This is a genomic window from Allosphingosinicella sp. (assembly GCF_036570505.1).
Classification (GTDB): domain Bacteria; phylum Pseudomonadota; class Alphaproteobacteria; order Sphingomonadales; family Sphingomonadaceae; genus Allosphingosinicella.
In genome coordinates this window covers 1-21908 of the sequence record NZ_DATCYB010000102.1, presented here as the reverse complement: position 1 = coordinate 21908, position 21908 = coordinate 1, and the positions used below count along the sequence as shown (strand labels likewise).

24 protein-coding genes and 1 pseudogene are annotated in these 21908 nt (G+C 66.6%); 17 read left to right on the top strand and 8 right to left on the bottom strand.

Translation table 11 applies throughout. The features are described 5' to 3' along the window. The first annotated feature begins 106 nt into the window (after positions 1–106). The 3 genes from aceA to aceB are packed head-to-tail and all read left to right on the top strand — an operon-like array spanning position 107 to position 3155. Positions 107–1387, top strand: coding sequence for an isocitrate lyase (gene aceA / locus VIR62_RS12620; protein ID WP_431871796.1), 1281 nt, complete (start codon positions 107–109; stop codon positions 1385–1387). Between the two features lie 11 nt (positions 1388–1398). Further along, entirely contained in the window at positions 1399–1596 is a 198-nt protein-coding gene (locus VIR62_RS12615; protein WP_431871794.1) for a DUF4170 domain-containing protein, read from the top strand. Further along, positions 1593–3155, top strand: coding sequence for a malate synthase A (gene aceB / locus VIR62_RS12610; protein ID WP_431871793.1), 1563 nt, complete (start codon positions 1593–1595; stop codon positions 3153–3155). The genes VIR62_RS12615 and aceB overlap by 4 nt, the downstream gene beginning before the upstream one ends. A 54-nt stretch (positions 3156–3209) precedes the next feature. Here the strand turns inward: aceB and rplT are convergent, their stop codons facing one another. Both rplT and rpmI read right to left on the bottom strand, forming a co-directional pair. After that, positions 3210–3575 carry a 50S ribosomal protein L20 gene (rplT, locus tag VIR62_RS12605; RefSeq protein ID WP_431871791.1) on the bottom strand — a complete coding sequence of 122 codons (366 nt, stop codon included), beginning with the start codon at positions 3573–3575 and terminating at the stop codon, positions 3210–3212. Positions 3576–3589: 14 nt separating this feature from the next. After that, the gene (rpmI, locus tag VIR62_RS12600) at positions 3590–3793 is read right to left on the bottom strand and encodes a 50S ribosomal protein L35 (protein WP_404712921.1); all 204 of its coding nucleotides are present in this window, start codon (positions 3791–3793) and stop codon (positions 3590–3592) included. 194 nt (positions 3794–3987) lie between these two features. On the opposite strand from rpmI, the gene VIR62_RS12595 reads away from it, so the two are divergent. Beyond that, the gene (locus tag VIR62_RS12595) at positions 3988–4419 is read left to right on the top strand and encodes a VOC family protein (RefSeq protein WP_431871788.1); all 432 of its coding nucleotides are present in this window, start codon (positions 3988–3990) and stop codon (positions 4417–4419) included. 4 nt (positions 4420–4423) lie between these two features. Here the strand turns inward: VIR62_RS12595 and VIR62_RS12590 are convergent, their stop codons facing one another. Further along, entirely contained in the window at positions 4424–5362 is a 939-nt protein-coding gene (locus tag VIR62_RS12590; RefSeq protein ID WP_431871786.1) for a ribose-phosphate pyrophosphokinase, read from the bottom strand. A 103-nt stretch (positions 5363–5465) separates the two neighbouring features. Between VIR62_RS12590 and gltX the strand changes: the two genes are divergently transcribed. From gltX to ssb, 11 genes are all read left to right on the top strand, one after another. Continuing rightward, positions 5466–6800 (top strand): glutamate--tRNA ligase, encoded by a 1335-nt coding sequence (gene gltX, locus VIR62_RS12585; RefSeq protein WP_431871785.1) that lies wholly within the window; start codon positions 5466–5468, stop codon positions 6798–6800. Positions 6801–6915: 115 nt separating this feature from the next. Next, positions 6916–7560 (top strand): TonB family protein, encoded by a 645-nt coding sequence (locus VIR62_RS12580; protein WP_431871783.1) that lies wholly within the window; start codon positions 6916–6918, stop codon positions 7558–7560. A gap of 49 nt (positions 7561–7609) precedes the next feature. Beyond that, positions 7610–7927, top strand: coding sequence for a hypothetical protein (locus tag VIR62_RS12575; RefSeq protein ID WP_431871782.1), 318 nt, complete (start codon positions 7610–7612; stop codon positions 7925–7927). A 19-nt stretch (positions 7928–7946) separates the two neighbouring features. Beyond that, the gene (ribD, locus tag VIR62_RS12570) at positions 7947–8933 is read left to right on the top strand and encodes a bifunctional diaminohydroxyphosphoribosylaminopyrimidine deaminase/5-amino-6-(5-phosphoribosylamino)uracil reductase RibD (protein ID WP_431871780.1); all 987 of its coding nucleotides are present in this window, start codon (positions 7947–7949) and stop codon (positions 8931–8933) included. Positions 8934–8952: 19 nt separating this feature from the next. After that, positions 8953–9564 (top strand): riboflavin synthase, encoded by a 612-nt coding sequence (locus VIR62_RS12565; RefSeq protein WP_431871778.1) that lies wholly within the window; start codon positions 8953–8955, stop codon positions 9562–9564. A gap of 43 nt (positions 9565–9607) precedes the next feature. After that, positions 9608–10897, top strand: a complete 1290-nt coding sequence (gene ribB, locus VIR62_RS12560) for a 3,4-dihydroxy-2-butanone-4-phosphate synthase (protein ID WP_431871776.1) — start codon at positions 9608–9610, stop codon at positions 10895–10897. A 2-nt stretch (positions 10898–10899) separates the two neighbouring features. Beyond that, positions 10900–11322: a 6,7-dimethyl-8-ribityllumazine synthase gene (gene ribH, locus VIR62_RS12555; RefSeq protein WP_431871775.1), complete on the top strand. Its 423-nt coding sequence runs from the start codon at positions 10900–10902 to the stop codon at positions 11320–11322. Positions 11323–11361: 39 nt separating this feature from the next. After that, the gene (locus VIR62_RS12550; protein WP_431871773.1) at positions 11362–12258 is read left to right on the top strand and encodes a DMT family transporter; all 897 of its coding nucleotides are present in this window, start codon (positions 11362–11364) and stop codon (positions 12256–12258) included. Positions 12259–12309: 51 nt separating this feature from the next. Continuing rightward, complete coding sequence (locus tag VIR62_RS12545) at positions 12310–12981, top strand: COQ9 family protein (protein ID WP_431871771.1); 672 nt, start codon at positions 12310–12312, stop codon at positions 12979–12981. Positions 12982–13036: 55 nt separating this feature from the next. Further along, positions 13037–15004, top strand: a complete 1968-nt coding sequence (locus VIR62_RS12540; RefSeq protein ID WP_431871769.1) for an FTR1 family protein — start codon at positions 13037–13039, stop codon at positions 15002–15004. Between the two features lie 92 nt (positions 15005–15096). Further along, positions 15097–15570 carry a single-stranded DNA-binding protein gene (gene ssb, locus VIR62_RS12535; protein ID WP_431871767.1) on the top strand — a complete coding sequence of 158 codons (474 nt, stop codon included), beginning with the start codon at positions 15097–15099 and terminating at the stop codon, positions 15568–15570. A 3-nt stretch (positions 15571–15573) separates the two neighbouring features. On the opposite strand, the gene VIR62_RS12530 is transcribed toward ssb, so the two are convergent. Genes VIR62_RS12530 through VIR62_RS12520 form a run of 3 tightly spaced genes read right to left on the bottom strand, consistent with a single transcriptional unit; the run spans position 15574 to position 17049 of the window. Beyond that, positions 15574–15978: a VOC family protein gene (locus tag VIR62_RS12530; protein ID WP_431871765.1), complete on the bottom strand. Its 405-nt coding sequence runs from the start codon at positions 15976–15978 to the stop codon at positions 15574–15576. A gap of 19 nt (positions 15979–15997) precedes the next feature. Then, a complete protein-coding gene (locus VIR62_RS12525; RefSeq protein WP_431871764.1) occupies positions 15998–16534 on the bottom strand; it encodes a YceD family protein in 537 nt (178 codons plus the stop codon). Continuing rightward, positions 16531–17049 carry a ubiquinol-cytochrome C chaperone family protein gene (locus tag VIR62_RS12520; RefSeq protein WP_431871762.1) on the bottom strand — a complete coding sequence of 173 codons (519 nt, stop codon included), beginning with the start codon at positions 17047–17049 and terminating at the stop codon, positions 16531–16533. Before VIR62_RS12520 ends, VIR62_RS12525 begins: the two co-directional genes overlap by 4 nt. A gap of 138 nt (positions 17050–17187) precedes the next feature. On the opposite strand from VIR62_RS12520, the gene VIR62_RS12515 reads away from it, so the two are divergent. Continuing rightward, positions 17188–17664, top strand: coding sequence for an outer membrane protein assembly factor BamE (locus VIR62_RS12515; RefSeq protein WP_431871760.1), 477 nt, complete (start codon positions 17188–17190; stop codon positions 17662–17664). Positions 17665–17700: 36 nt separating this feature from the next. On the opposite strand, the gene VIR62_RS12510 is transcribed toward VIR62_RS12515, so the two are convergent. Together VIR62_RS12510 and VIR62_RS12505 are read right to left on the bottom strand one after the other, a co-directional pair. Further along, positions 17701–19965 (bottom strand): NADP-dependent malic enzyme, encoded by a 2265-nt coding sequence (locus tag VIR62_RS12510; protein ID WP_431871758.1) that lies wholly within the window; start codon positions 19963–19965, stop codon positions 17701–17703. An 88-nt stretch (positions 19966–20053) separates the two neighbouring features. Further along, entirely contained in the window at positions 20054–20959 is a 906-nt protein-coding gene (locus VIR62_RS12505; protein WP_431871756.1) for a hypothetical protein, read from the bottom strand. A 108-nt stretch (positions 20960–21067) separates the two neighbouring features. Here VIR62_RS12505 and VIR62_RS12500 point away from each other — a divergent pair. Further along, a pseudogene (locus VIR62_RS12500) lies at positions 21068–21908 on the top strand (DNA mismatch repair protein MutS); the annotation flags it as partial.

Here is a 21908-nt window from a genome sequence, read left to right as displayed (position 1 = left end):
ACAAGAGTCGCAAGTCGCGTCGTGACACAGCGACCTTTTTTCTGCGGCCAACGCCCCCGCTTCGATGCTTCATTGGTCTCACCTTATCCTAACCTTTGGACTGGCCATGACCGATTTCGCCTCCCTTGTTCCCTCGCAGCCGGGCCGCTTCAACGGCATCCAGCGCTCCTACACGCCCGCCGATGTCGAGCGCCTGCGCGGCTCTCTAGCCATCGAGCATACGCTCGCCCGCCGTGGCGCCGAGCGCCTCTGGGAGCTGCTTAATACCGACGATTATGTCCACGCCCTCGGCGCCCTCTCCGGCAACCAAGCGATGCAGATGGCGCGGGCCGGCCTCGAGGCGATCTACCTCTCCGGCTGGCAGGTCGCGGCCGACGCCAACACCGCCGGCGCCATGTATTCCGACCAGTCGCTCTATCCCGCCAATGCCGGGCCGGAGCTTTGCCGGCGTATCAACCGCACCTTACAGCGCGCCGACCAGATCGAGCATATGGAAGGCGGCGCTCGACGCGACTGGTTCATTCCGATCGTCGCCGATGCCGAGGCGGGCTTCGGCGGCCCGTTGAACTGCTTCGAGATCATGAAGGCCTATATCGAGGCGGGCGCCGCCGGGGTCCATTTCGAGGACCAGCTCGCCTCCGAGAAGAAATGCGGCCATCTCGGCGGTAAGGTGCTGATCCCGACCCAGGCCCATATCCGCAATCTCGGTGCCGCGCGCCTCGCGGCGGATGTTTGCGGCGTCCCTACCCTCCTCATCGCCCGCACCGACGCCGAGAGCGCCAAGCTCATCACGTCCGACGTCGACGAACGCGACCATGCGTTCCTCACCGGCGAGCGCACGCCCGAAGGCTTCTTCCGCCTAAAGGAAGGCACGGGCGTCGACCATTGCATCCGGCGGGGCATCGCCTTCGCGCCCCACGCCGACCTCCTCTGGTGGGAAACGAGCCATCCCAACCTGGAGGACGCCAGGCGCTTCGCCGAAGCAGTGCAGAAGGCGCATCCCGGCAAGATGATGGCGTACAATTGCTCGCCCAGCTTCAACTGGGAGGCGAAGCTCGACAGGGAGACGATCGCCCGGTTCCAACGCGAGCTTGGCGCGATGGGCTACAAGTTCCAATTCGTGACCCTGGCCGGCTTCCACAGCCTCAACCATGGCATGTTCGAGCTGGCGCGCGGCTACAAGGACCGGGGCATGGCCGCCTACTCCGAGCTGCAGCAGGCCGAATTCGCGAGCGAGGCGCACGGATATACCGCCACCCGTCACCAGCGCGAAGTCGGAACCGGCTATTTCGATCGGATCGCCCAGACCATCGCGGGCGGGGAGGCGTCCACCGTCGCCCTCGCGGAATCGACCGAGGCGGCGCAATTCACCAGGGCCGCGGCCTGAAAGGAAGATCGATGACCATACGCTATTGGATTGTCGGGGGCGAGTATGCCGACCCGGACTTCCGCTCGCTGATCCCAGGCACCGAGACGATGTCCGGGCCGTTCGAGGACGAGCGCAAGGCCCGCAACGAATGGATCCGGCTGACACACTGCCCCCACGCCACCTCCGCCACTACCCGCTACAGCATCGCTTCGGAGGCCATGCTGTGAGCGAGGCTCGACTGGCCGAGCGCCCGGAGTCCGCCACGACGCCGGGCATGGACCGTTCCCAGGATGTATTGACCGAGGCTGCGCTCGGCTTCGTCGCCGAGCTTCATCGCCGCTTCGACGGGCGCCGCCGGGCGCTGCTGGAGGCGCGGGCGGAACGGCAACGGGCCTTCGATTCCGGCGCGCTCCCCGACTTCCTGCCTGAAACCGCTTCGATCCGCGCCGGGAATTGGCGGGTCGGCGACATTCCCGCCGACCTCTTCGATCGCCGCGTAGAGATTACCGGCCCGACAGACCGCAAGATGGTGATCAACGCGCTCAACTCGGGCGCGAAGGTTTTCATGGCCGACTTCGAGGACGCGACGGCGCCAAGCTGGGCCAATATCGTCGAGGGGCAGGCAAATCTGTTCGACTATTGGCGGGGGCGGCTGTCCTACGACGACCCGGCGACGGGGAAACATTACGCCGTGGGGACCCGCCCGGCGGTACTGATGGTGCGCCCCCGCGGCTGGCACCTTCCCGAGCGGCACCATGAGGCGGACGGCGAGCCGGTCGCCGGAGCCTTGTTCGATTTCGGCCTCTACCTTTGGCACAATGCCGAGCGGGCGCTAGCGGCCGGATCAGGGCCCTATTTCTATCTGCCCAAGCTCGAAAGCCACCGGGAGGCGGCACTCTGGAGCGATGTCTTCGCCTATGCCGAGGAACGGCTCGGCCTCGCGCGCGGCGCCATCAAGGCGACGGTGCTGATAGAAACGATCACCGCCGCCTTCGAGATGGACGAGATCCTATACGCCCTCCGCGAGAATGCCGTCGGCCTCAATTGCGGCCGCTGGGACTATATTTTCTCCTATATCAAACGGCTGGGGCGCGGCCCCGAACGGATCACGCCGGACCGGGCGGCGATGACGATGGATAAGGCGTTCCTCGCCGCCTACTCGCTGAAGCTTATCGAGACCTGCCATCGCCGCGGCGCCTTCGCCATGGGCGGCATGTCGGCGGCGATCCCGGTGAAGGGGAACGAGGCGGCCAATGCGACAGCGTTCGAGAAGGTGCGCGCCGACAAGGAGCGCGAGGCGCGAAACGGCCATGACGGCACCTGGGTCGCACATCCGGCACTGGTGCCGGTGGCGATGGCGGCGTTCGATCGACCCAACCAGCTCGATCGCGTCATCGGCGGTGACGTCGACCGCGATGACATGCTCCGCCTGCACAACGGCCCCCGCACCGAGGCCGGCGTCCGCGAGAATATCCGCGTCGGCGTCCAGTATCTGGCCGCCTGGCTCGGCGGCCGCGGGGCCGTGCCTCTCTACAACCTCATGGAGGACGCCGCGACGGCCGAAATCTGCCGCACTCAGCTTTGGCAGTGGCTGAAGTTCGAAGCGCGGCTCGACGACGGCCGCAGGCTTGACCGGACGCTGTTCGACTCGCTGCTCGCCGAGGAGATGGCGCGACTGGGGGCGGCCGAGAATCTTGAGGAGGCGAAACGGATCTTCACTGACCTGGTCACGGCCGACGGGCTGACCGAGTTTCTGACGCTTCCCGCCTACGAACGGCTCTACTAGGCAAGAAAAAGGGCGCGGGTCCCCCGCGCCCTCATCCTTCTACACGGCCGATGCTCAGGCCTGGGCCGGGAGCGCCTTGCGAGCCTGGGCGACGATGCCCTTGAAGGCGTCGCCTTCGTGCATCGCGATGTCGGCCAGGACCTTGCGGTCGAGATCGACACCGGCGAGCTTCAGGCCGTGCATGAACTGGCCGTAGGTGAGGCCTTCGGCGCGGACCGCGGCGTTGATGCGCTGGATCCAGAGGGCGCGGAACGACCGCTTCTTCACCTTGCGGTCGCGATAGGCGTATTGGCCGGCCTTCTCGACGGCCTGGCGGGCGATGCGGATCGTGTTCTTGCGGCGGCCATAATAGCCCTTCGCCTGATCCAGCAGCCTTTTATGCTTGGTGCGCGTGGTCGTGCCGCGCTTGATGCGTGCCATGGCTCAAATACTCCTTAGTTCAGGCCGTAGGGCGCCCACAGCTTCACCCGCGCCGTATCGGCGTCGGCGAGCACGTCGGTGCCGCGGTTCTGGCGGATATATTTGGCGTTGTGGCTGATGAGGCGGTGACGCTTGCCGGCGACGCCGTGCTTCACCTTGCCGGTGGCGGTGAGCTTGAAGCGCTTCTTCACACCGCTCTTGGTCTTCAACTTGGGCATTTTGTCTCCTTTGGCGCTTGCGCGACATTTGAGAACGGCCACGGCAGCCCTTGGATAGCCGGGCAGTTCGATTCTTCCAGAGCTGGAAAGAGCGCGCCCTATAAGGCGATGCGTCGGCGAAGGCAAGCGCCGGCAGGCTTCGCCGGGCTCGGGCTTCATGCTATCCGATAGGCCGCAGCCGAAGGGAGAAAGGCATGTCCGTCAATCCCGCCATCATCCCCTGCCTCGCCTATCGCGACGCCCATGCCGCCATTGATTTCCTTTGCGAGGCTTTCGGCTTCTCCCGCAACATGATCTACGAGAGCGGGGACAAGGCGCGGATCGAACATGCCGAGCTCACCCTCGACGGCAACATGATCATGGTAGGCTCCGTCTCGTCCCGCATCGGGGAGGCGCTGGCGATGGTGACGCCGGCGGAGACGGGCGGCAAGGTCACGGCTAGCATCTATGTCGTCCTCCCCGACCCCGATGCGCACCACGCCCGCGCCGTCCACGCCGGCGCCGCCATCATCAGCCCCCCGACCGACCGGAACTACGGCGGCCGCAGCTACGAGGCGCGCGACCTCGAAGGCAATGTCTGGAGCTTCGGGAGCTACGACCCGTTTGAAATCTTTATCGACGTGTGACCGCTCAGTCGAACAGGCTGGAGACCGAGCTTTCATCGGCGATGCGGCGGATGGCTTCGGCGAGGAGCGGGGCGATGGTGAGGACGCGGATCTTGTCGCAGGCGCTCGCCGCTTCCTGGGTGGCGCCAATCGAATCGGTGATGACCAGCTCCTTCAGCGCCGACTTCTCGACCCGCGGCACGGCGGCGCCCGACAGGACGCCGTGGGTGCAATAAGCGACGACGTCCTCCGCGCCGCCCTCCTTGAGCGCGGCAGCGGCGTTGCACAAGGTCCCGGCCGAATCGACGATGTCGTCGACGAGGATGCAGAAGCGGCCGGAGACGTCGCCGATGATGTTCATCACCTCCGATTCGCCCGGCTTCTCTCGGCGCTTGTCGACGATGGCCAGCGGGGCGTTGTCGAGCCGCTTGGCGAGGGAGCGCGCACGCACCACGCCGCCCACGTCGGGCGAGATGACCGTTATCGGTCGTCCGGCGAAACGCGCCTGGATGTCGGCGGACATGACCGGCGCGCCGTAGAGATTATCGGTCGGGATATCGAAGAAGCCCTGGATCTGTCCCGCATGGAGGTCGATCGAAAGGACGCGGTCGGCGCCGGCCACGGTGATCAGGTTGGCGACGAGCTTGGCCGAGATCGGTGTGCGGGGTCCGGGCTTTCGGTCCTGCCGCGCATAGCCGAAATAGGGAACGACGGCGGTGATCCGCTTGGCCGACGCGCGCTTCAGCGCATCGATGCAGATGAGGAGCTCCATGAGGTTGTCATTGGCCGGATAGGAGGTCGACTGGACGACGAACACGTCCTCGCCGCGCACATTCTCATGGATTTCGACGAACACTTCCTCGTCGGCGAAGCGGCGAACGCTGGCCTCGGTAATCGGCAGCTCGAGATAGGAGGCAATATCCTTCACCAGCGCAAGGTTCGAATTGCCCGACATCAATTTCATGCGAAGAATCCCCGTAAGCGGCCGCCCCGCTCTCCCTTAGCCGCGCCTCCCCCGATGGCAAGGGGCGTTGCCGCCTGGAAGCACCTTCAATAGAGGCGAGATCATGACCGTCACCACCCGCTTCGCCCCCGCGCCGACCGGCCGCCTCCATGTCGGCAATATCCGGACGGCGCTGCACAATTGGCTGTGGGCGCGCAAGAGGGGCGGCCGCTTCATTCTTCGCCTCGACGACACGGATGCCGAGCGCTCGACCGAGGATCATGTCGAGGCCATTCGCGCGGACCTCGCCTGGCTCGGCCTGATGCCCGACGAGGAGCACCGGCAGTCCGCTCGTTTCGACCGATACGACACGGCGCTGGAGCGGCTTCGCGAGAGCGGACGCGCCTATCCGGCCTACGAGACCGCGCAGGAGCTGGATCTGAAGCGCAAGGTCTTGCTCGGGCGGGGCAAGCCGCCGGTCTACGACCGGGCGGCGCTAAACCTCAAGCCGGAAGAGATTGCCCGTTTGGAGGCGGAGGGGCGGAGGCCCCACTGGCGATTCAAACTCGATCACGGCGCGGCGATCGAATGGCACGACCTCGTCCGCGGACCTCAGCATTTCGATCCGGCGCTGCTGTCCGACCCCGTCATCCGGCGCGAGGATGCAAGCTGGCTCTACATGCTGCCGAGCACGGTCGACGACATCGACATGGGCGTGACCCATGTCGTGCGCGGCGAGGATCATGTCACCAACACCGCGCTCCAGATCCAGATGTTCGAAGCGCTGGGCGCGCCGCCGCCGGCCTTCGCCCATGAGGCGCTGCTGGTCGGTTCAGAGGGCAAGCTCTCCAAGCGCCTCGGCTCGCTGGGCGTCGAGGCGATGCGCGAGGCCGGGATCGAGTCCGCTGCTCTCGTCGCCAAGTTGGCGCGGATCGGCACCAGCCTGCCGGTCGAGCCGTTCGCCACGCCCGAACCACTGATCGAAAGCTTCGATTTCGCCACCTTCGGCCGCGCCCCGGCGCGGTTCGACATGGAGGAGCTCGCCGCGCTCAACGCCCGCATCGTCCACCAGCTCGAATATAGCGCAGTGAAGGATCGGCTGCCCGCAAGCATGGGCGAGGAAGCCTGGGCGGTGATTCGCCCCAACCTTCGCGCTGTCGCCGAAGCCGCCGAATGGTGGCAGATCGTCGAAGGACCGGTCGAACACCGCGCCTCGGCCGGAGACCGCGCGTTCGTGGCGGCGGCGGCGGATGTCGCCGCGACGATCGATTGGGCCGAGGCGCCCTGGAAGGCACTGGCCACGACCCTCAAGGAACGTAGTGGCCGCTCGGGCAAGTCGCTCTTCCTCCCCCTGCGCCAAGCCCTCACCGGCCGCGACAGCGGCCCCGAAATGGCGCCGCTGCTGCTCCTGATCGGTCAGGAGCAGAGCGTCGCGCGGCTGAGAGCGGCCGCAGCCTGACATTTCGCTGCGGTCCGCAAGCACCGCAAGTCCATTTTGGGTATGGTATATCATTACGATATGATGTAACCTTCCTTAGCAGCCGCATAAGCGGCGCGTTGCAAGGAGAGTCATCATGTCCGAAGCCGGCTTCCTGGCGCAGACATCCAAGAGCCCCGTCAGCCTGCTCGCCGTCATCGCGCTTCACGGCGCCGCGATCACGGCCCTTGCCCTTTCGAGGATGGATGTGCCGGTCGTAAAGGTATTCACGCCACTCGAGATCAAGCCGGTGCCGGTCGAGCCCGATCCCCCACCCGTTCCGGTCGAGCCGACAAAGACGAAGCAGACGCCGGCGTTGGTCGACTCGATGAAGCCGCTCGTGGATCTGCCGCCGCAGCCCGACTCCCTCGTTCGGCCGGAGCCGGACAGGATCATCCCCATCGAGCCGATCCCGAACGGTCCCATCGTTGTCGACATGCCTCACCCGCCGGCTCCACCGGTGCGAATCGAACCCGAGATGCGCGCTGGGATAGCGTTGCAGCCGCCTTATCCCGCGTCGGAACGGCGCATGAATCGGGAAGGCACGGTCACCATCCGCCTCCTGATCGGCGCCGACGGTCGGGTGAAGTCGGCCGAGAAGGTGCGGGCGACGAGCGAGGCCTTCTACAGCGTCACGGAGCGGCACGCGCTCAGCCGCTGGCGGTTCCGCCCCGCCACCCTGGACGGCAAGCCGGTCGAGAGCCGCAAGATCCTCACCGTCCATTTCCGGCTCAACGGCTGACCCATGGCTGGGGCTGGCGCTTCGGCGGCGCCGGCCCTATCTTCGGCCGATGCCGCTTCCCCGTCCCGCCTCTCCCCGCGCCCTCTGGGAGGACCTTCGCGCCTTCGCGAAGGAGCGCAGCCGGGTTCAATGGATCGCGGCCCTGTTCGCCATGGTGATACCGGTCTCGATCATCGTCCTCTTCTACTACGACACGCGCACCAACATCGCGCCGGGCGAGCAGCTCATCTACGTCGAGAGCTGGAGTGCCAACCGTACCGACGCCGAGATCGCAGCGGCGCAAAAGGAGCGGCAGGCGCGCGAGGATGCGATCGCCGTCGAGCGGCAGCGGCAGTTCAAAGAGCTTGAGCGCCAGTTCGGCATCTGATCCGGACGACAGGCGCTGGATGGCCGCCGCCGTCGCGCTGGGCGAGCGCGGCCGGGGCCGGACGGCGCCCAACCCCCATGTCGGCTGCGTGATCGTGAAGGAAGGCCGCGTCGTCGGGCGCGGCTGGACCCAACCCGGCGGACGCCCGCACGCCGAGGCGATGGCGCTGGCCGAGGCCCGAGACGATTCTCGCGGCGCCATCGCCTATGTGACCCTCGAACCCTGCGCTCACGAAAGCGAGCGCGGCTTGGCCTGTGCAAATCTCCTCGTCGATTCGGGAGTGGCGCGCGCCGTGGTCGCGGTCCGCGATCCCGACAGCCGAACGAACGGGCGTGGCCTGGAAAACTTGCGCACCGCTGGCATCGCGGTCGTGACCGGCGTCGAATCCGAAGCCGCCGAACGCTCGATGGCGGGGTTTCTCATGCGCCACAGGCTGGGACGGCCCTTCGTCACCCTGAAGCTCGCCATGTCGATCGACGGCAAGATCGCGCTGCCGTCGGGCGAGAGCCGCTGGATCACCGGCGAGGACGCCCGCGCCCACGTCCACGGAGAAAGGGCGCGAGCGGACATGATCTTGGTCGGGCGCGGCACCTATGAGGCGGACGGGCCGAGGCTCGACGTGCGCCTGCCGGGGCTGGAGGATCGATCGCCCCGGCGCGCCATCCTGACCCGTGGCGACACCGTCGAGGGCTGGACACGTCTCGGCAACCCGGAGGAGGTCCACGCACTCCGAGATGTGAACGACCTGCTTGTCGAAGGCGGATCGGGGGCGGCCTCGGCCTTCCTCGCGGCGGACCTCGTCGACCGCATGCTGATCTACCGTGCGCCGATCCTGATCGGCGAGGGCAAGTCGGCGCTGGGCTATGTCGGCCTCGACAGCATCGCCGCCGCCCATCGGCGCTGGATGCTCACCGACACGCGTCCGCTTGGCATTGACCGGTTGGAAGTCTACGAGCGCGTTCGAGCATCATCAGGAAAAGTGGGAACCGGTTTTCCGCCGGGATGATGCAGCAATAGGGACTCTGATGTTTACCGGGATCATCACCGATATCGGCCGGATCGAGGCCATTGAGCAACGCGGCGACCTGCGTGCCAGGATCGGCAGCGGCTATGACCTGGCGACGATCGACCTGGGCGCTTCGATAGCCTGCTCGGGCGTCTGCCTGACGGTGGTGGACAAGGGCGAGCATTGGTTCGCGGTGGACGTCTCGGCCGAAACAAAAAGCCGCACGGCGCCCGGCATGTGGGATGAGGGCGGGCGCCTCAATCTCGAACGGGCGCTGAAAGTCGGCGACGAGTTGGGCGGGCACATTGTCACGGGTCATGTCGACGGCGTCGGCGAGATCGATGCGGTTCTGCCCGTGGGCGATTCGACGCGTCTTACCCTTATCGCCGGCGACGAGGTCGCGCCCTATCTGGCGGCCAAGGGCTCGGTAGCGCTCGACGGCGTGTCGCTGACGGTGAACGATGTGGAGAATCTGTCCGACGGGGTGCGTTTCACCGTCAACATCATCCCGCACACGGCCAGTGCGACGACGCTCGCCGGCTTGGCCGAAGGCGATAAGGTCAATATCGAGATCGACATCCTCGCGCGTTATCTCGGCCGGATGATGGAGCTTCGCGCCAGTCGGGTGTGATTTCATATTGTCGTGTCACATCGCGATGTGATAGCGGCGCGCCATGAGCACCATCCTGATCGACCGGCTGAGCGAGCTGGTCACCTCCGGCGAGATATCCCGTTCCGGCCTCGCCCGCGCTGCCGGGCTTCATCCCAATTCGCTGAGAAAGCTCGGCGATATGGATTGGAACCCCACCGCAGACACCTTGGTGAAGCTGGAGAAGTTCCTCGCCAGCGGCAGCCGCGGCGTGATGGCGAGCCCGGAGCAGATCATCGACGAGGCGCGCAACGGCCGCATGTTCATCCTGGTCGACGACGACGATCGGGAGAATGAAGGCGATCTCGTCATTCCGGCGCAGATGGCGACTCCCGACGCGATCAACTTCATGGCGAAGCACGGGCGCGGCCTCATCTGCCTGGCGCTGTCGAAGGCGCGGGTGGAGCAATTGGGCCTCGGCCTGATGAGCCGCCACAACGGCACGCGGCACGAAACCGCCTTCACCACCTCGATCGAAGCGAAAGAGGGCGTGACGACCGGCATTTCCGTCGCCGACCGGGCGCGGACCATCTCGGTCGCGATCGACGCCTCCAAGGGCCCCGAGCATATCGTGACGCCCGGCCACGTCTTCCCGCTCGTCGCGAAGGAAGGCGGCGTCCTCATCCGCGCCGGCCATACCGAGGCCGCGGTCGACGTAGCGCGGCTCGCCGGGCTCAATCCGTCGGGCGTGATCTGCGAGATCATGCGCGAGGACGGCACCATGGCTCGGATGGACGACCTCATAGCCTTTGCCCAGCTCCACGGCCTCAAGATCGGCACGATCCGCGACCTCATCGCCTATCGCCTCAAAAAGGATCATCTCGTCGAGCAGACCGCCGAGGCACGTTTCGAGAGCCGCTGGGGCGGGACCTGGACCGCGAAGAGCTTTTTGAACAAGGCGCTCGGCAATGAGCAGGTGGCCCTGGTCAAGGGCCATATCGATCCCGAGAAGCCGACCCTGGTCCGGATGCATGCCTTGAGCCTGTTCTCCGACGCCTTCGCCGAAGCGGGGCAGCGCGGCGGTCTCCTCGAAGGTGCGATGCGCGTCATTGGCGAGGAGGGCGCCGGCGTGATCGTCGTTATCAATCGGCCGATGCCGAACGCTCTTTCCACCGCCCTCAACCGCCGTGCCGGCATCTCAGGCGGCGAGAATGCCGAGCAATTGCGTGATTATGGCGTCGGCGCCCAGATTTTGTCGGCGCTGGGCGTCCAGGAAATGGTCCTCCTCACCAATACCCATCATACGCCGGTGGCGCTCGGCGGCTACGGCCTGTCTATCGTCGGCGAGCGACCGATCCCGCTGGCGGACGCCTGAGTATGGCCAGGCTGCTCATCGTCGAGGCACGCTTCTACGATCACCTGAACGACCTCCTCCTCGAAGGCGCGCGCTCGGCGCTCAAGGGGCATGAAGTCGAGGTGATGACCGTGCCGGGCGCGCTTGAGGTTCCGGCCGCGATAGCCCGCGCGTCCGAGACCGGCCGCTATGACGGTTATGTCGCGCTCGGCGTCGTCATCCGCGGCGAAACCTATCATTTCGAGATCGTTGCCGGCGAAAGCGCGCGCGGCCTGATGGCGCTAACCCTCGACGGCCTTGCTATAGGCAACGGCATCTTGACCGTGGAAAACGAGGCTCAGGCGCTCGCCCGGGCGCGACCCGACGACAAGGACAAGGGCGGTGAGGCCGCCCGCGCGGCGCTGGTGATGGTGAACGTGGGCGCTCACTTCGGCGCGGTCGCTTGACGCGAGCCGTGGGCGCGGCCTAGCGGCCCCTCATCCGCCATGCATCACCCGACCGACCCCTCCGCGGCACGAACCGGCCGCCACGCGTTCGCGGCGCTGATCGTCGCCAACCTGTTTCTGGCGCTGGGGCCATGGATGGTGCGCCTCGCCGATGTCGGGCCGGTCGCGGCGGGCTTCTGGCGATTGGCCCTCGCCGTTCCGCTGCTGCTCCTGCTCGCGCGCCCTGGCGCCGGCGGCCGTGTCCGTTCGGAATGGGGCCTGCTTGCCTTGATCGTGCTCGGCGGCTTGTTCTTCGCCGCCGACCTCGCCGCCTGGCATTATGGCATCCTGCGTACCAAGCTTGCCAACGCGACCTTGTTCGGCAACTCGTCCAGCTTCCTCTTCGCGCTCTACGGCTTCATCATGGTGCGGACCCTGCCGAAGCCGATGCAGGCGGGCGCCTTCGCCCTCGCGATCATCGGAACGGCTTTGATGCTGGGGAACAGCTACGAGCTGTCGCCGCGCCACTTCGCCGGAGACCTGTTCGCGATCCTCGCCGGCTTCTTCTACTTCCTCTATCTGGTGGTGATCGACCGGGCGAGAAAGCGCCTCGGGCCGATGCAGGTGCTCGCGCTGGCGACCACGGCGGGTGCGCTGCCCATGCTTCTCTTCGCCTTGGCACTGGGTGAAACGGTCATGCCCGGCGACTGGACGTCGCTCGTCTTCCTGTCGCTCAGCAGCCAGGTGATCGGCCAGGGCCTGCTCGTCTATGCCATGGGCCATTTGAGCCCGGTCGTCGTCGGCATCGCGCTTCTCACCCAGCCGGCGGTGACGGCGCTGATCGGCTGGCTTGCCTATGACGAGCGCCTCAGCGCCACCGACATATTCGGTGCCCTGCTGATCTGCGCCGCTCTGGTCCTGATCCGGCTGCCGGGGCGCGAATCGAAGGCCGAATGAACTTGTATCGGGGTCTTCCGAGACACATGTAGGGCGCGAACGGAGAGCCGGATGACCGAAGCCCCCATTCCCCCTGGCGAGATGACCCTGGACGAGCTGCGCGCGGCCTTGGCGCCGCTGATTCCCGCCCATGCCGCATTCGACGGCTGGAGCGACGAGGCGCTCGCCATGGCTGCTGCCGAACTTCGTGTGCCGTCCGAACGGGCGAGGCTCTGCTTCCCTGGCGGGGCGGTGGAGATGATCGACGCATGGTTCGACGCGATCGACCGGGCGATGGCCAAGGCCTGGCCGCCGGAGCGCGTCTCTAAGCTCAAAATCCGGCAACGGATACGTGACTTCGTGATGTATCGGATCGAAGTCATCCACCCCCACAAGGAGGCGCTGCGCCGCGCCTTCGCCATCCTCGCCCGGCCCCAGAATGCGATGACGGCGGCCCGGCTCGCCTGGCGGGCGGCCGACCGGATGTGGCGCATCGCCGGCGACACCTCGACCGATTTCAACCATTACAGCAAGCGCGGCATCCTCTCCGCCCTCTACACGTCAACGATGCTGGTCTATCTCGACGACGACAGCGACGACCTCGGTGAAACCCGCGGCTTCCTGGACCGCCGCATCGACGACGTCATGCGATTCGAGAAATTCAAGGCGAGCTGGCGCGGCAACCGCGAGCGCCTGCCCAGCCTCAGCCGATTCCTCGGGCGGCTGCGTTACCCGGCGATCTGACGCGCGATACTCCACGCGCTATTGATAATGAGTTGCAGCATGCTAAGCGTGCCGCATGACCGGCATCGCTCAGGCTCCACATCGCCTTTCATCCGCGCTGGTAAAGGCGATGTTCCTTCCGCTGCTTCTCGTCCTTCTGGCCTGGCCCGCCGCCGCCCAGCAGGCGAATAGCGGCGTCCAGACGACATGGCGGCTCCTCGACTATGTCGCCGTCGATTATGGCGAGGCGGTCCAGGGTGGCCAGATCGTCAACCAGTTCGAATATGACGAGATGGTCGAATTCTCGAATTCGGTCAGCGAGCGAATCGCGGCGCTGCCGGATCATCCGGCGCGGGCGGGGCTTCAGGCCGGAGCTGCCCGCCTGCAGCAAGCGATCGCCGACCAGGTGCCGTCCGAACAGGTGGCGGCGCTCGCCAAGGGCCTAGCCGGCGATCTCCTCGCCGCCTACCCGGTTCCGCTGGCGCCCGCGACCGTCCCGGACCTTGGCCGCGCGGCGACCCTTTATGCCCAGAATTGTGGCTCCTGCCACGGGCCCGCGGGGGAGGGGCCCCCGCCCGCGATGGCCGCGATCGATCCGCCGCCGATTGCCTTCGCCGATCGCGACCGGGCGAGGGAGCGGAGCGTCTTCGGTCTCTATCAGGTCATTACCCAAGGCCTCGAAGGCACGACGATGCAGAGTTTCGCTTTCTTGCCGGAGGAGGATCGCTGGGCGCTCGCCTTCCATGCCGGCCGTTTCGCCTTCCCCGATGTCGCCGAGGGCGAGCGCATCTGGAACGAGCATGAAAGCGTCCGCCGCCTGATACCAAACATGGCGGCGCTGGCCGCGATCGCGCCGGCCGCGCTTGCCGACAAGATCGGCGAGGAGCGCGCCTATGCGGTGACCGCGTATCTGCGCGCCAATCCCGGCGCGGTCGTGACCGCCGACGGCTCGGGGTCGCTGGACACGGTCCGCGACAAGCTTGCCCAGAGCCTCGCCGCTTATGCGGCCGGCGATAGCGACGCTGCAGAGGAGCTTGCCCTGTCGGCCTATCTCGACGGCTTCGAGCCGGTGGAGGCGGTGCTCGCGACTCGCGACGGCGACCTGATGCTGGAGGTCGAGCAGGCGCTCTCGGGCTTCCGGGCGGCGGTCTCCGCCGGTCGTCCCGAGCCGGAGTTGCGGCAGCAACTCTCCGAGATCGATGGACTCCTGGCCCGGGCCGAGACCGCGCTGGCGCCCGAGGCGGCAAGCGAGCTTTCCACCTTCCTCGGCGCCTTCGTCATCCTGCTGCGCGAGGGGCTGGAGGCGCTGCTGGTGGTGATCGCCATGATCGCCTTCCTGCGCAAAGCGGACCGGACCGAGCAGCTTCGTTACGTTCACGGCGGCTGGGTCACGGCTTTGGTCGCCGGTGTCGCCACCTGGTTCGCCGCCACCCATTTCATCACCATCAGCGGCGCCAGCCGCGAGCTGACCGAGGGCTTCGGCGCGCTGCTGGCGGCCATCGTGCTGCTGTCCGTCGGCATCTGGATGCATGGGAAATCCCAGGCCGACGAGTGGCGGCGCTACATCGCATCGAAGATGAACAGTGCCCTGTCGCGTGGCTCGGCCTGGTTCATGGCCGGCCTCGCCTTCGTCGTCGTCTACCGCGAGGTGTTCGAGACTATCCTCTTCTACGCCGCCTTGTGGACCCAGGGGAATGGCGGCACCATCCTGGCCGGCGCCCTGACCGCGATGCTGCTCCTCGCGATCATCGCCTGGGTGATGCTGCGCTACAGCCGCAAGCTGCCGATCACGCAGTTCTTCGCCTACAGTTCTATCCTGATCGCCATTCTCGCGGTCGTTCTTGCCGGAAAGGGGGTAGGCGCGCTGCAGGAGGCGGGCATGATACCGATCACGCTGGTTCCCGGCGGACCGAGAATCCCGCTGCTGGGCATCTCGCCGACCGCCGAGGCGCTGGGCGCGCAGCTCGTGACCTTGCTGATCGTCATATTTGGTTTCCGCTCAAGCCGGCGGAAAAGCGAAGCCGCGGCTTCCCCCGCCGAGTAATCTGCGGCGCCGGGGCCTTGGCTTCCGCCGCGACTATGGCGTAGGTGGAGGGCAAGCGGCGCGTTGCCGCATGACGGTTAGGAGAATGGCCCATGGCGGGCGTGAACAAGGTAATACTGGTCGGCAACCTCGGCGATGACCCCGAGGCGCGGTCCCTGAACAATGGCGGCGAGGTCGTGAACCTGCGCGTCGCCACGTCCGAGAGCTGGAAAGACCGCGACGGCAACCGCCAGGAGCGGACCGAATGGCACCGCGTTGTCATCTTCAACGAGAATCTCGGCAAGGTCGCCAAGTCGTACCTGCGCAAAGGCTCGAAGGTCTACCTGGAAGGGCAGCTCCAGACCCGCAAATGGCAGGACCAGTCGGGCCAGGACAAATATTCGACCGAGGTCGTGCTCCAGCGCTTCCGCGGCGAACTCGTCCTGCTCGACAGCAAGGGCAGCGGCGGGGGCGGCGGAAGCTATGGCGACGATTATGGCGACACCGGCTCCGGCAGCGGCAGCCGCCAGCAGTCACGCCCGCAGCCGGCGTTCGACAGCGATCTGGACGACGACGTCCCCTTCTGACTCTCAGCCCTGATCGGGCTCGCGGCTTGGCGCGCCGATCGACCATGTGTGGCCGAACGGGTCGCGAAGCTGTCCGTAGCGGTCCCCCCAGAACTGGTCGGCGAGCGGCATCGCCACTTCCGCGCCCGCGCCGACCGCGCGCGACCAGGCCTGGTCGGCGTCGTCGACGGCCAGGTGCAGGGTGACGGCCGAAGGCGCCGCCGTCTCGCCGCCGCCATGATATTCGGGGAAATCGTCGGACAGCATGAGGTCGGCGCCATTGATTTTCAGGTGCGCGTGCATCAGCCGCTTGCCGTCCTCGGCCTGATGCCTCCCCAGCTCCTCGGCATCGAAGGCGCGCTTGTAGAAATCGACCGCCTCGCTCGCCCGGCCGTCGCCGATCGTCAGATAGGGTGTGACGCCGTTCATGTCCCTCTCCCTTCCGTTTTCAGCTTTTGCGCAGCGCCGCGAACGGGCTGCGTCTGGCTTTCGCCTCTTCCTCGTCCCGCGCCGCCTGCTCCTCGCTGCTGACGCCCGCTTCGCGGAGCGCCATCTCGGCCTCGGGCGAGCGGGGATAAGGATCGAGCGCGAGCGACAGCGTCTCCGCCACCGCTTCGCCGATGTCGATCAACGCGCCGTCATAGAAGACCACGTCCATCTCGCCTTCATGGAGCTCGACCTCCTCGTCCGCCGCCGTCCGGAACTGCGGGCAGAAGAGGATGTTGAAATCCTCTTTGATCGCGGCTGGAACCGGCGCGCCGGTGACGATGCAGCCTTGAATCACTTCGGCGTGCAGGGTGCCGGCGACGGCGACCGCCTCGCCGTCGCGGCGCAATGAAAGCTCGGCGGAGAGGCCGTCTAGTGTGACCAGATCGAATCGCTCGGCCAGCGCCGCCCGCTCGTCTTCATCGGCGGCTATGTCGATCGCCTTGGGAGCGCCGCCGAGCGTGTCGATTCGAACGGTGCGGCTGAATTCGGGGTTCATGGCACGCGCAGCTCCCCGGCGAGGAGGCGATCGGCCGGCATGGCCGCCAGCCCGTCGCGAAAATCGCCGAGCCGTGCGCTCACGAAGCGCACCGCCTCATCGGACGGTGGCGACTCGTGGAATATGTTGCGCACGACCGGTTCGTCGAAGGCACCGCCGCCCGCATCGCGGAAGGCGGCGAGGCGGCCGCCCAATGCGCTCACCATCCGGCCGACATGCTTGCCGACCATCAGGTCGCCGATACCCATCTGGCGCACGCTGCCGTCCATGTCATCGACGAACAGCTCGGTCAGCAGCACCGAATCGTCGCGTGCCTCATCCCCGTCGTGCTCCAGCCGCAGCAGTATCAGCGCGAGAATCGCGGCGACCATGTCGAAACGGCCGTCGAGCGTGTCCGGCACCTGACCTTCGCGATACCAGGCGGGGTGGCGCGCCTCGGCGACGAGGGAGGCGTAGAGCGGGCGAAGGCGATCGCGATTCCGCTTCTCGCCGAAAATACGCGACAGGAAGGACATTTATCCCCTCTGAGCTGAGCAGCGCGCTCTTGCGCGCTTGGGTCGATCTTGCATATTGGGGCGCGAAGAGGCGGCCCGCAAGGCGCGTGCCGGTCGCAGAGTATGGCGCCGGCTGATTTTTCAGGAGATTTTTCGCCCATGACGCTTCCCTTTGCACGTTCCGCCGGCCTCGCGCTGGTGCTGGGATTCGGCCTGGCGGCGGCCGGCTGCTCGACCATCCCGAGTCGTCAGGGCTATGTCGCCGACGAGGTGCTGCTGTCATCGGTCCAACCCGGCGTCGACAATCGCGACTCGGTGCAGGCGACGCTCGGCCGCCCGACCTTCACCGGCCAGTTCACCGAACGCGACTGGTATTATGTGTCGCGCCGGACCCGACAGCTCGCGTTCAATCACCCCAAGGCGGTGGACCAGACGGTGTTCCACATCCGATTTGACGAGGCCGGCAACGTCGCCTCGATCGAGCGCTCGGGCTTGGAGCAGATCGTGTCGATCGACCCGATGGACGCGGAAACGCCGACCCTGGGCCGCGATCGCGGCTTCTTCAAGGAGCTGTTCGGCAATATCGGACAGGTCGGCGCCGCCGGCATGTCCGCCCCTACTCAAAACAATCAGTGACCTGAAACCGCCCCCGAGAAACCTCGGGGGAGGTATTCAGCGCACGATGCCTCCGGCCGCGAGCACGGCAAGGGTGACGAGATCGGAGGCGGTGGCCGTCATCGCGGCCACCTGAACCGGCTGCGCCATGCCGACCAGCATCGGCCCGATCACCGCGTCGCCGCCCAGCTCCTTCAGCAGCTTGGCCGATAGATTGGCCGACTGGAGGCCGGGCATGACCAGGACATTGGCCGGGCCGGTGAGACGGCTGAACGGGTAGATGGGAGCGAGTGCGCGGTTGAGCGCGACGTCGGGCGCCATCTCGCCTTCATATTCGAAATCCACGCCGCGCGCGTTCAGCAGACGGACGGCGCCGCGGATATTCTCGAGCCAGGTGCCTTCTGGATTGCCGAAGGTGGAATAGGATAGGAAGGCGACACGCGGTTCGTGGCCCATACGGCGCGCCACGGCCGCCGTTTGCGTCGCTATGTCGGCGAGTTGCTCGGAGGTCGGTCGCTCGGTCACGGTCGTGTCGGCCATGAAGATGGTGTGGGTCTGGCCGACCAGTATGTGGATGCCGAGGGGCGTGCAGCCGGGCTTGGCGTCGAGCACGCGGCGAAGCTGGCGGATCGTCTGCCCGTAGGGACGGGTAACGCCGCTGATCAGCGTGTCCGCCTCTCCGAGGGCGAGCAGGAGAGCCGCGAAGGTGTTGCGGTCCTGGTTCACCATCCGCTCGACCTCGCGCTGCAGATAGCCGCGCCGCTGCAGGCGCTGGTAGAGATAGTCGACCATCTCCGGCACGCGGCCGTAGGTGCGGCTGTTGACGAACTCGAACGATTCGGGGTCGTCGACGCCCAGCGCCCTCAGCCTGTCGGGGACGTCCTCGCGCCCGACGAGAACGGGAATGCCGTAGCCTCCGTCGCGGAAGGCGATGGCGGCGCGGAGCACGACGTCTTCCTCGCCCTCGGCGAAGATCACGCGCTTGGGATCCGCCTTCGCGCCCTCGTAGGCCAGCGTCAGAACGGACGTGGTGGGGTTGAGCCGCGATCTCAGGCGGGTGCGGTATTCCTCCATGTCCGCGATCGGGAACTGCGCGACTCCGCTGTCCATCGCCGCCTTGGCGACGGCGACGGGAACGACCTCCATCAGCCGCGGATCGAAGGGCGCGGGAATGATGTAGTCGGGGCCGAAGCTGTGCGCCTTGCCGCCATAGGCCGCGGCGACCTCCTCGGGCACGGCCTCGCGAGCGAGCTCGGCCAGCGCCTGGGCGGCGGCGATCTTCATCTCGTCGTTGATCGTCGTCGCGCGAACGTCGAGCGCGCCCCGAAAGATGAAGGGGAATCCCAGCACGTTGTTGACCTGATTTGGATAGTCGGAGCGGCCGGTGGCGACGATCGCGTCGGGACGGGCAGCCTTGGCTTCGGGCGGCGTGATCTCGGGATCGGGATTGGCCATGGCGAAGATGATCGGACTCTTCGCCATCTCTTTCACCATTCCGGGCTTGAGCGCGCCCGCCGCCGAAAGGCCGAGGAAGATGTCGGCGCCCTTCAGGGCCTGCTCCAGCGTGCGCGCTTCGGTGCGGGCCGCGTGGGCGGATTTCCACTGGTCCATTCCGTCCTCGCGGCCCTGATAGATGACGCCCCTCCGGTCGCACATGATGACATGGTCGGGCCGCACGCCCATCGACTTGATAAGCTCGGTGCAGGCGATGGCGGCGGCGCCCGCGCCGTTGACGACGACCTTGACGTTCTTGAGCTTACGACCGGTCAGGTGGCAGGCATTGATGATGCCCGCGGCCGTGATGATCGCGGTGCCGTGCTGGTCGTCGTGGAAGACCGGGATGTTCATCCGCTCCCGAAGCGCCTGCTCGATGATGAAGCAGGACGGCGCGGCGATATCCTCGAGGTTGATGCCGCCGAAGCTCGGCTCCATCAGCGCGACGGCGTCGATGAAGCGGTCGGCATCCTCGGTGGCGAGCTCGATATCGATCGAATCGACGTCGGCGAAGCGTTTGAACAGCACCGCCTTGCCTTCCATCACCGGCTTGGAGGCGAGCGCGCCGAGGTTGCCGAGGCCGAGGATGGCCGTGCCGTTGGAGATAACGGCGACGAGATTGCCCTTGGCCGTATAGTCATAGGCGGCGGCCGGATCGGCGGCGATGGCGCGGACGGGGACGGCGACGCCGGGGGAGTAAGCGAGGCTCAAATCACGCTGCGTCGCCATCGGCTTCGACGCGACGATCTCGATCTTGCCCGGACGCCCTTCGGAATGGAACGCAAGCGCTTCAGCTTCCGAAAATTTGACGTTGCTGCCTTCGCTCATTCGCGTCTCCCATCTTGGCGTCATGCTGTAGGCTGCGCCCTGTCTCCTTCGCAAGGGCGTCTCCTTCGCAAGGGCGGGCGAGGCGGCGCTAGAAGAAGGGAATGCCCGGCCTCAGCACGATCTGAAAGATCAGGAGCAGCGTCAGCACGGCGATCAGGGACGTGCGTATCGAACCTGGCGCCGGGGCGCCGATCGCCTTCGCATTCCTTATGCGCCACGCACCGGCCTGCATCCAGGCGATTCCGATAATGGTCACGAGCACGGGCGGAAGGACCACTTCCAGGAGCTCGCGCGGCACCCGAAAAGCGATGATCAGGGGAATGGCGATCAGCCCTGGCACGGCAGCGACACGGAAGATGAAGCGCGTTCGATCGCCTGCGCTGGCGACGGCGGCTTGCTCGGCGGCGAGGCCCAGCAAGGAACGGCCAAGCGCCAGCGCGATGAAGGGGATGGCGGCGAGCGCAACCAGGGCGGCGATCGTCTTGGCCGCCGCGCTCATCCCCAGATAATCCATCGCCATGCCGACATCGTTGCCCTCGCTGATCGCGCCCGCCGCGACCTGTGGCAGCGACTGGAGAAGCCCGTGATAGGTCATCCAGATGAGGAGCAGCTGCGCCGGAACGGAGCGGCCCGGCCGGTAGCGCAGGAGGAGGGCGAAGAGGACGCCCGTGATGAAGATGGCCAGCGCCCCGGTCCCCTGGAACAGGCTCGCCAGCGGATGATCGCCCTCCCAGCCGTGGTTGTTGTGATAGAGGGTCGGCCTCAGCCCCGGCGTCAGCGCTTTCGGCACCACCAGGAACAGTTCCTGGGTGAAGAAGACGAGATTGAAGGCGAGCGTGTAGATCAGCGCCGAGTTGATCGTCAGCGGCCAATTCCAGCGGCCGGCCGATGCCGGCGCGGCCTGCCGCGTCGTCATCCAGCCGATCAGACCGAGAATCAACGGCCCGCCGATCAGGATCATCAGCAATGCTATGGCGACGATCGTGACGTGCATTCCGATCCCCCTGTCCCGTCGACATATGACGACAGGTTCCCGCCTTCGGCAATAGCGGCGCGCAACGCGGTTCCTTCTAGACCGCGAAGCCTCTATCGCTTGTCGCGCATGGCTACCGTCCAGAAGAAATCCGAATCCGCCCCGACGCCGATGATGGCGCAATATCTGGCTCTGAAAGCCGAAGTGGCAGACTCTCTTTTGTTCTACCGGATGGGCGATTTTTTCGAGTTGTTCTTCGACGACGCGCGGGTCGCGGCCGCGTGCCTCGATATCGCGCTGACCGCACGGGGCGAGCACGAGGGCGAGCCGATCCCGATGTGCGGCGTCCCGATCCACGCCGCCGAAGCCTATCTGGCGCGGCTCATCAAAGCGGGCCACCGCGTCGCCATTGCCGAGCAGACCGAGAGCCCCGCCGAAGCCAAGAAGCGCGGCTCGAAGTCGGTCGTCGCCCGGGCCATCGTCCGGGTCGTCACCGCAGGCACGCTGACCGAAGAGGCGCTGCTCGATTCGCGCGCCGCCAACTGGCTGGTTGCGGTGGCGCGGGCCGGCGATCGCTTCGGCATCGCCGCCGCCGATATTTCGACCGGCCGGTTCGAGTTGACCTCGGTGTCCCATGGCGCTCTCGACGCGGAGCTCGCGCGGCTGGCGGCGGCGGAGATCGTCTCGCCCGAGCCGCTGCCGGGAGCGCAGGAGCGCCGCGCCGGCTTCGACAGTCTGTCCGCCGAAAAGCGGCTCAAGGACCGGTTCGGGGTCGCGACCCTGGACGGTTTCGGCCAGTTCGACCGCGGCGCGCTGGCGGCGGCGGGCGGGCTCCTCGCCTATCTGGAGGAAGGCGCGCGCGAATCGCTCCCCTTCCTCCGCCCGCCGGTGGCGCTCACGGCCGGCGACTACATGATGATCGACGCGGCGACGCGCGAGAGCCTGGAGCTGACCCAGTCCTCCGCCGGCA

What these genes read in the sequence shown, in the direction of transcription:
- ribD (WP_431871780.1), top strand. Translation starts at nt 7,947, where the DNA reads ATGGCCGCCGCCGTCGCGCTGGGCGAGCGCGGCCGGGGCCGGACGGCG.
- VIR62_RS12515 (WP_431871760.1), top strand. Translation starts at nt 17,188, where the DNA reads ATGACGCTTCCCTTTGCACGTTCCGCCGGCCTCGCGCTGGTGCTGGGA.
- VIR62_RS12595 (WP_431871788.1), top strand. Translation starts at nt 3,988, where the DNA reads ATGTCCGTCAATCCCGCCATCATCCCCTGCCTCGCCTATCGCGACGCC.
- VIR62_RS12545 (WP_431871771.1), top strand. Translation starts at nt 12,310, where the DNA reads ATGACCGAAGCCCCCATTCCCCCTGGCGAGATGACCCTGGACGAGCTG.
- rplT (WP_431871791.1), bottom strand. Translation starts at nt 3,575, where the DNA reads ATGGCACGCATCAAGCGCGGCACGACCACGCGCACCAAGCATAAAAGG.
- VIR62_RS12575 (WP_431871782.1), top strand. Translation starts at nt 7,610, where the DNA reads ATGCCGCTTCCCCGTCCCGCCTCTCCCCGCGCCCTCTGGGAGGACCTT.
- VIR62_RS12590 (WP_431871786.1), bottom strand. Translation starts at nt 5,362, where the DNA reads ATGAAATTGATGTCGGGCAATTCGAACCTTGCGCTGGTGAAGGATATT.
- VIR62_RS12615 (WP_431871794.1), top strand. Translation starts at nt 1,399, where the DNA reads ATGACCATACGCTATTGGATTGTCGGGGGCGAGTATGCCGACCCGGAC.
- ribB (WP_431871776.1), top strand. Translation starts at nt 9,608, where the DNA reads ATGAGCACCATCCTGATCGACCGGCTGAGCGAGCTGGTCACCTCCGGC.
- gltX (WP_431871785.1), top strand. Translation starts at nt 5,466, where the DNA reads ATGACCGTCACCACCCGCTTCGCCCCCGCGCCGACCGGCCGCCTCCAT.
- VIR62_RS12530 (WP_431871765.1), bottom strand. Translation starts at nt 15,978, where the DNA reads ATGAACGGCGTCACACCCTATCTGACGATCGGCGACGGCCGGGCGAGC.
- VIR62_RS12580 (WP_431871783.1), top strand. Translation starts at nt 6,916, where the DNA reads ATGTCCGAAGCCGGCTTCCTGGCGCAGACATCCAAGAGCCCCGTCAGC.
- VIR62_RS12565 (WP_431871778.1), top strand. Translation starts at nt 8,953, where the DNA reads ATGTTTACCGGGATCATCACCGATATCGGCCGGATCGAGGCCATTGAG.
- VIR62_RS12505 (WP_431871756.1), bottom strand. Translation starts at nt 20,959, where the DNA reads ATGCACGTCACGATCGTCGCCATAGCATTGCTGATGATCCTGATCGGC.
- VIR62_RS12520 (WP_431871762.1), bottom strand. Translation starts at nt 17,049, where the DNA reads ATGTCCTTCCTGTCGCGTATTTTCGGCGAGAAGCGGAATCGCGATCGC.
- VIR62_RS12540 (WP_431871769.1), top strand. Translation starts at nt 13,037, where the DNA reads ATGACCGGCATCGCTCAGGCTCCACATCGCCTTTCATCCGCGCTGGTA.
- ssb (WP_431871767.1), top strand. Translation starts at nt 15,097, where the DNA reads ATGGCGGGCGTGAACAAGGTAATACTGGTCGGCAACCTCGGCGATGAC.
- rpmI (WP_404712921.1), bottom strand. Translation starts at nt 3,793, where the DNA reads ATGCCCAAGTTGAAGACCAAGAGCGGTGTGAAGAAGCGCTTCAAGCTC.
- aceA (WP_431871796.1), top strand. Translation starts at nt 107, where the DNA reads ATGACCGATTTCGCCTCCCTTGTTCCCTCGCAGCCGGGCCGCTTCAAC.
- VIR62_RS12550 (WP_431871773.1), top strand. Translation starts at nt 11,362, where the DNA reads ATGCATCACCCGACCGACCCCTCCGCGGCACGAACCGGCCGCCACGCG.
- VIR62_RS12510 (WP_431871758.1), bottom strand. Translation starts at nt 19,965, where the DNA reads ATGAGCGAAGGCAGCAACGTCAAATTTTCGGAAGCTGAAGCGCTTGCG.
- ribH (WP_431871775.1), top strand. Translation starts at nt 10,900, where the DNA reads ATGGCCAGGCTGCTCATCGTCGAGGCACGCTTCTACGATCACCTGAAC.
- VIR62_RS12525 (WP_431871764.1), bottom strand. Translation starts at nt 16,534, where the DNA reads ATGAACCCCGAATTCAGCCGCACCGTTCGAATCGACACGCTCGGCGGC.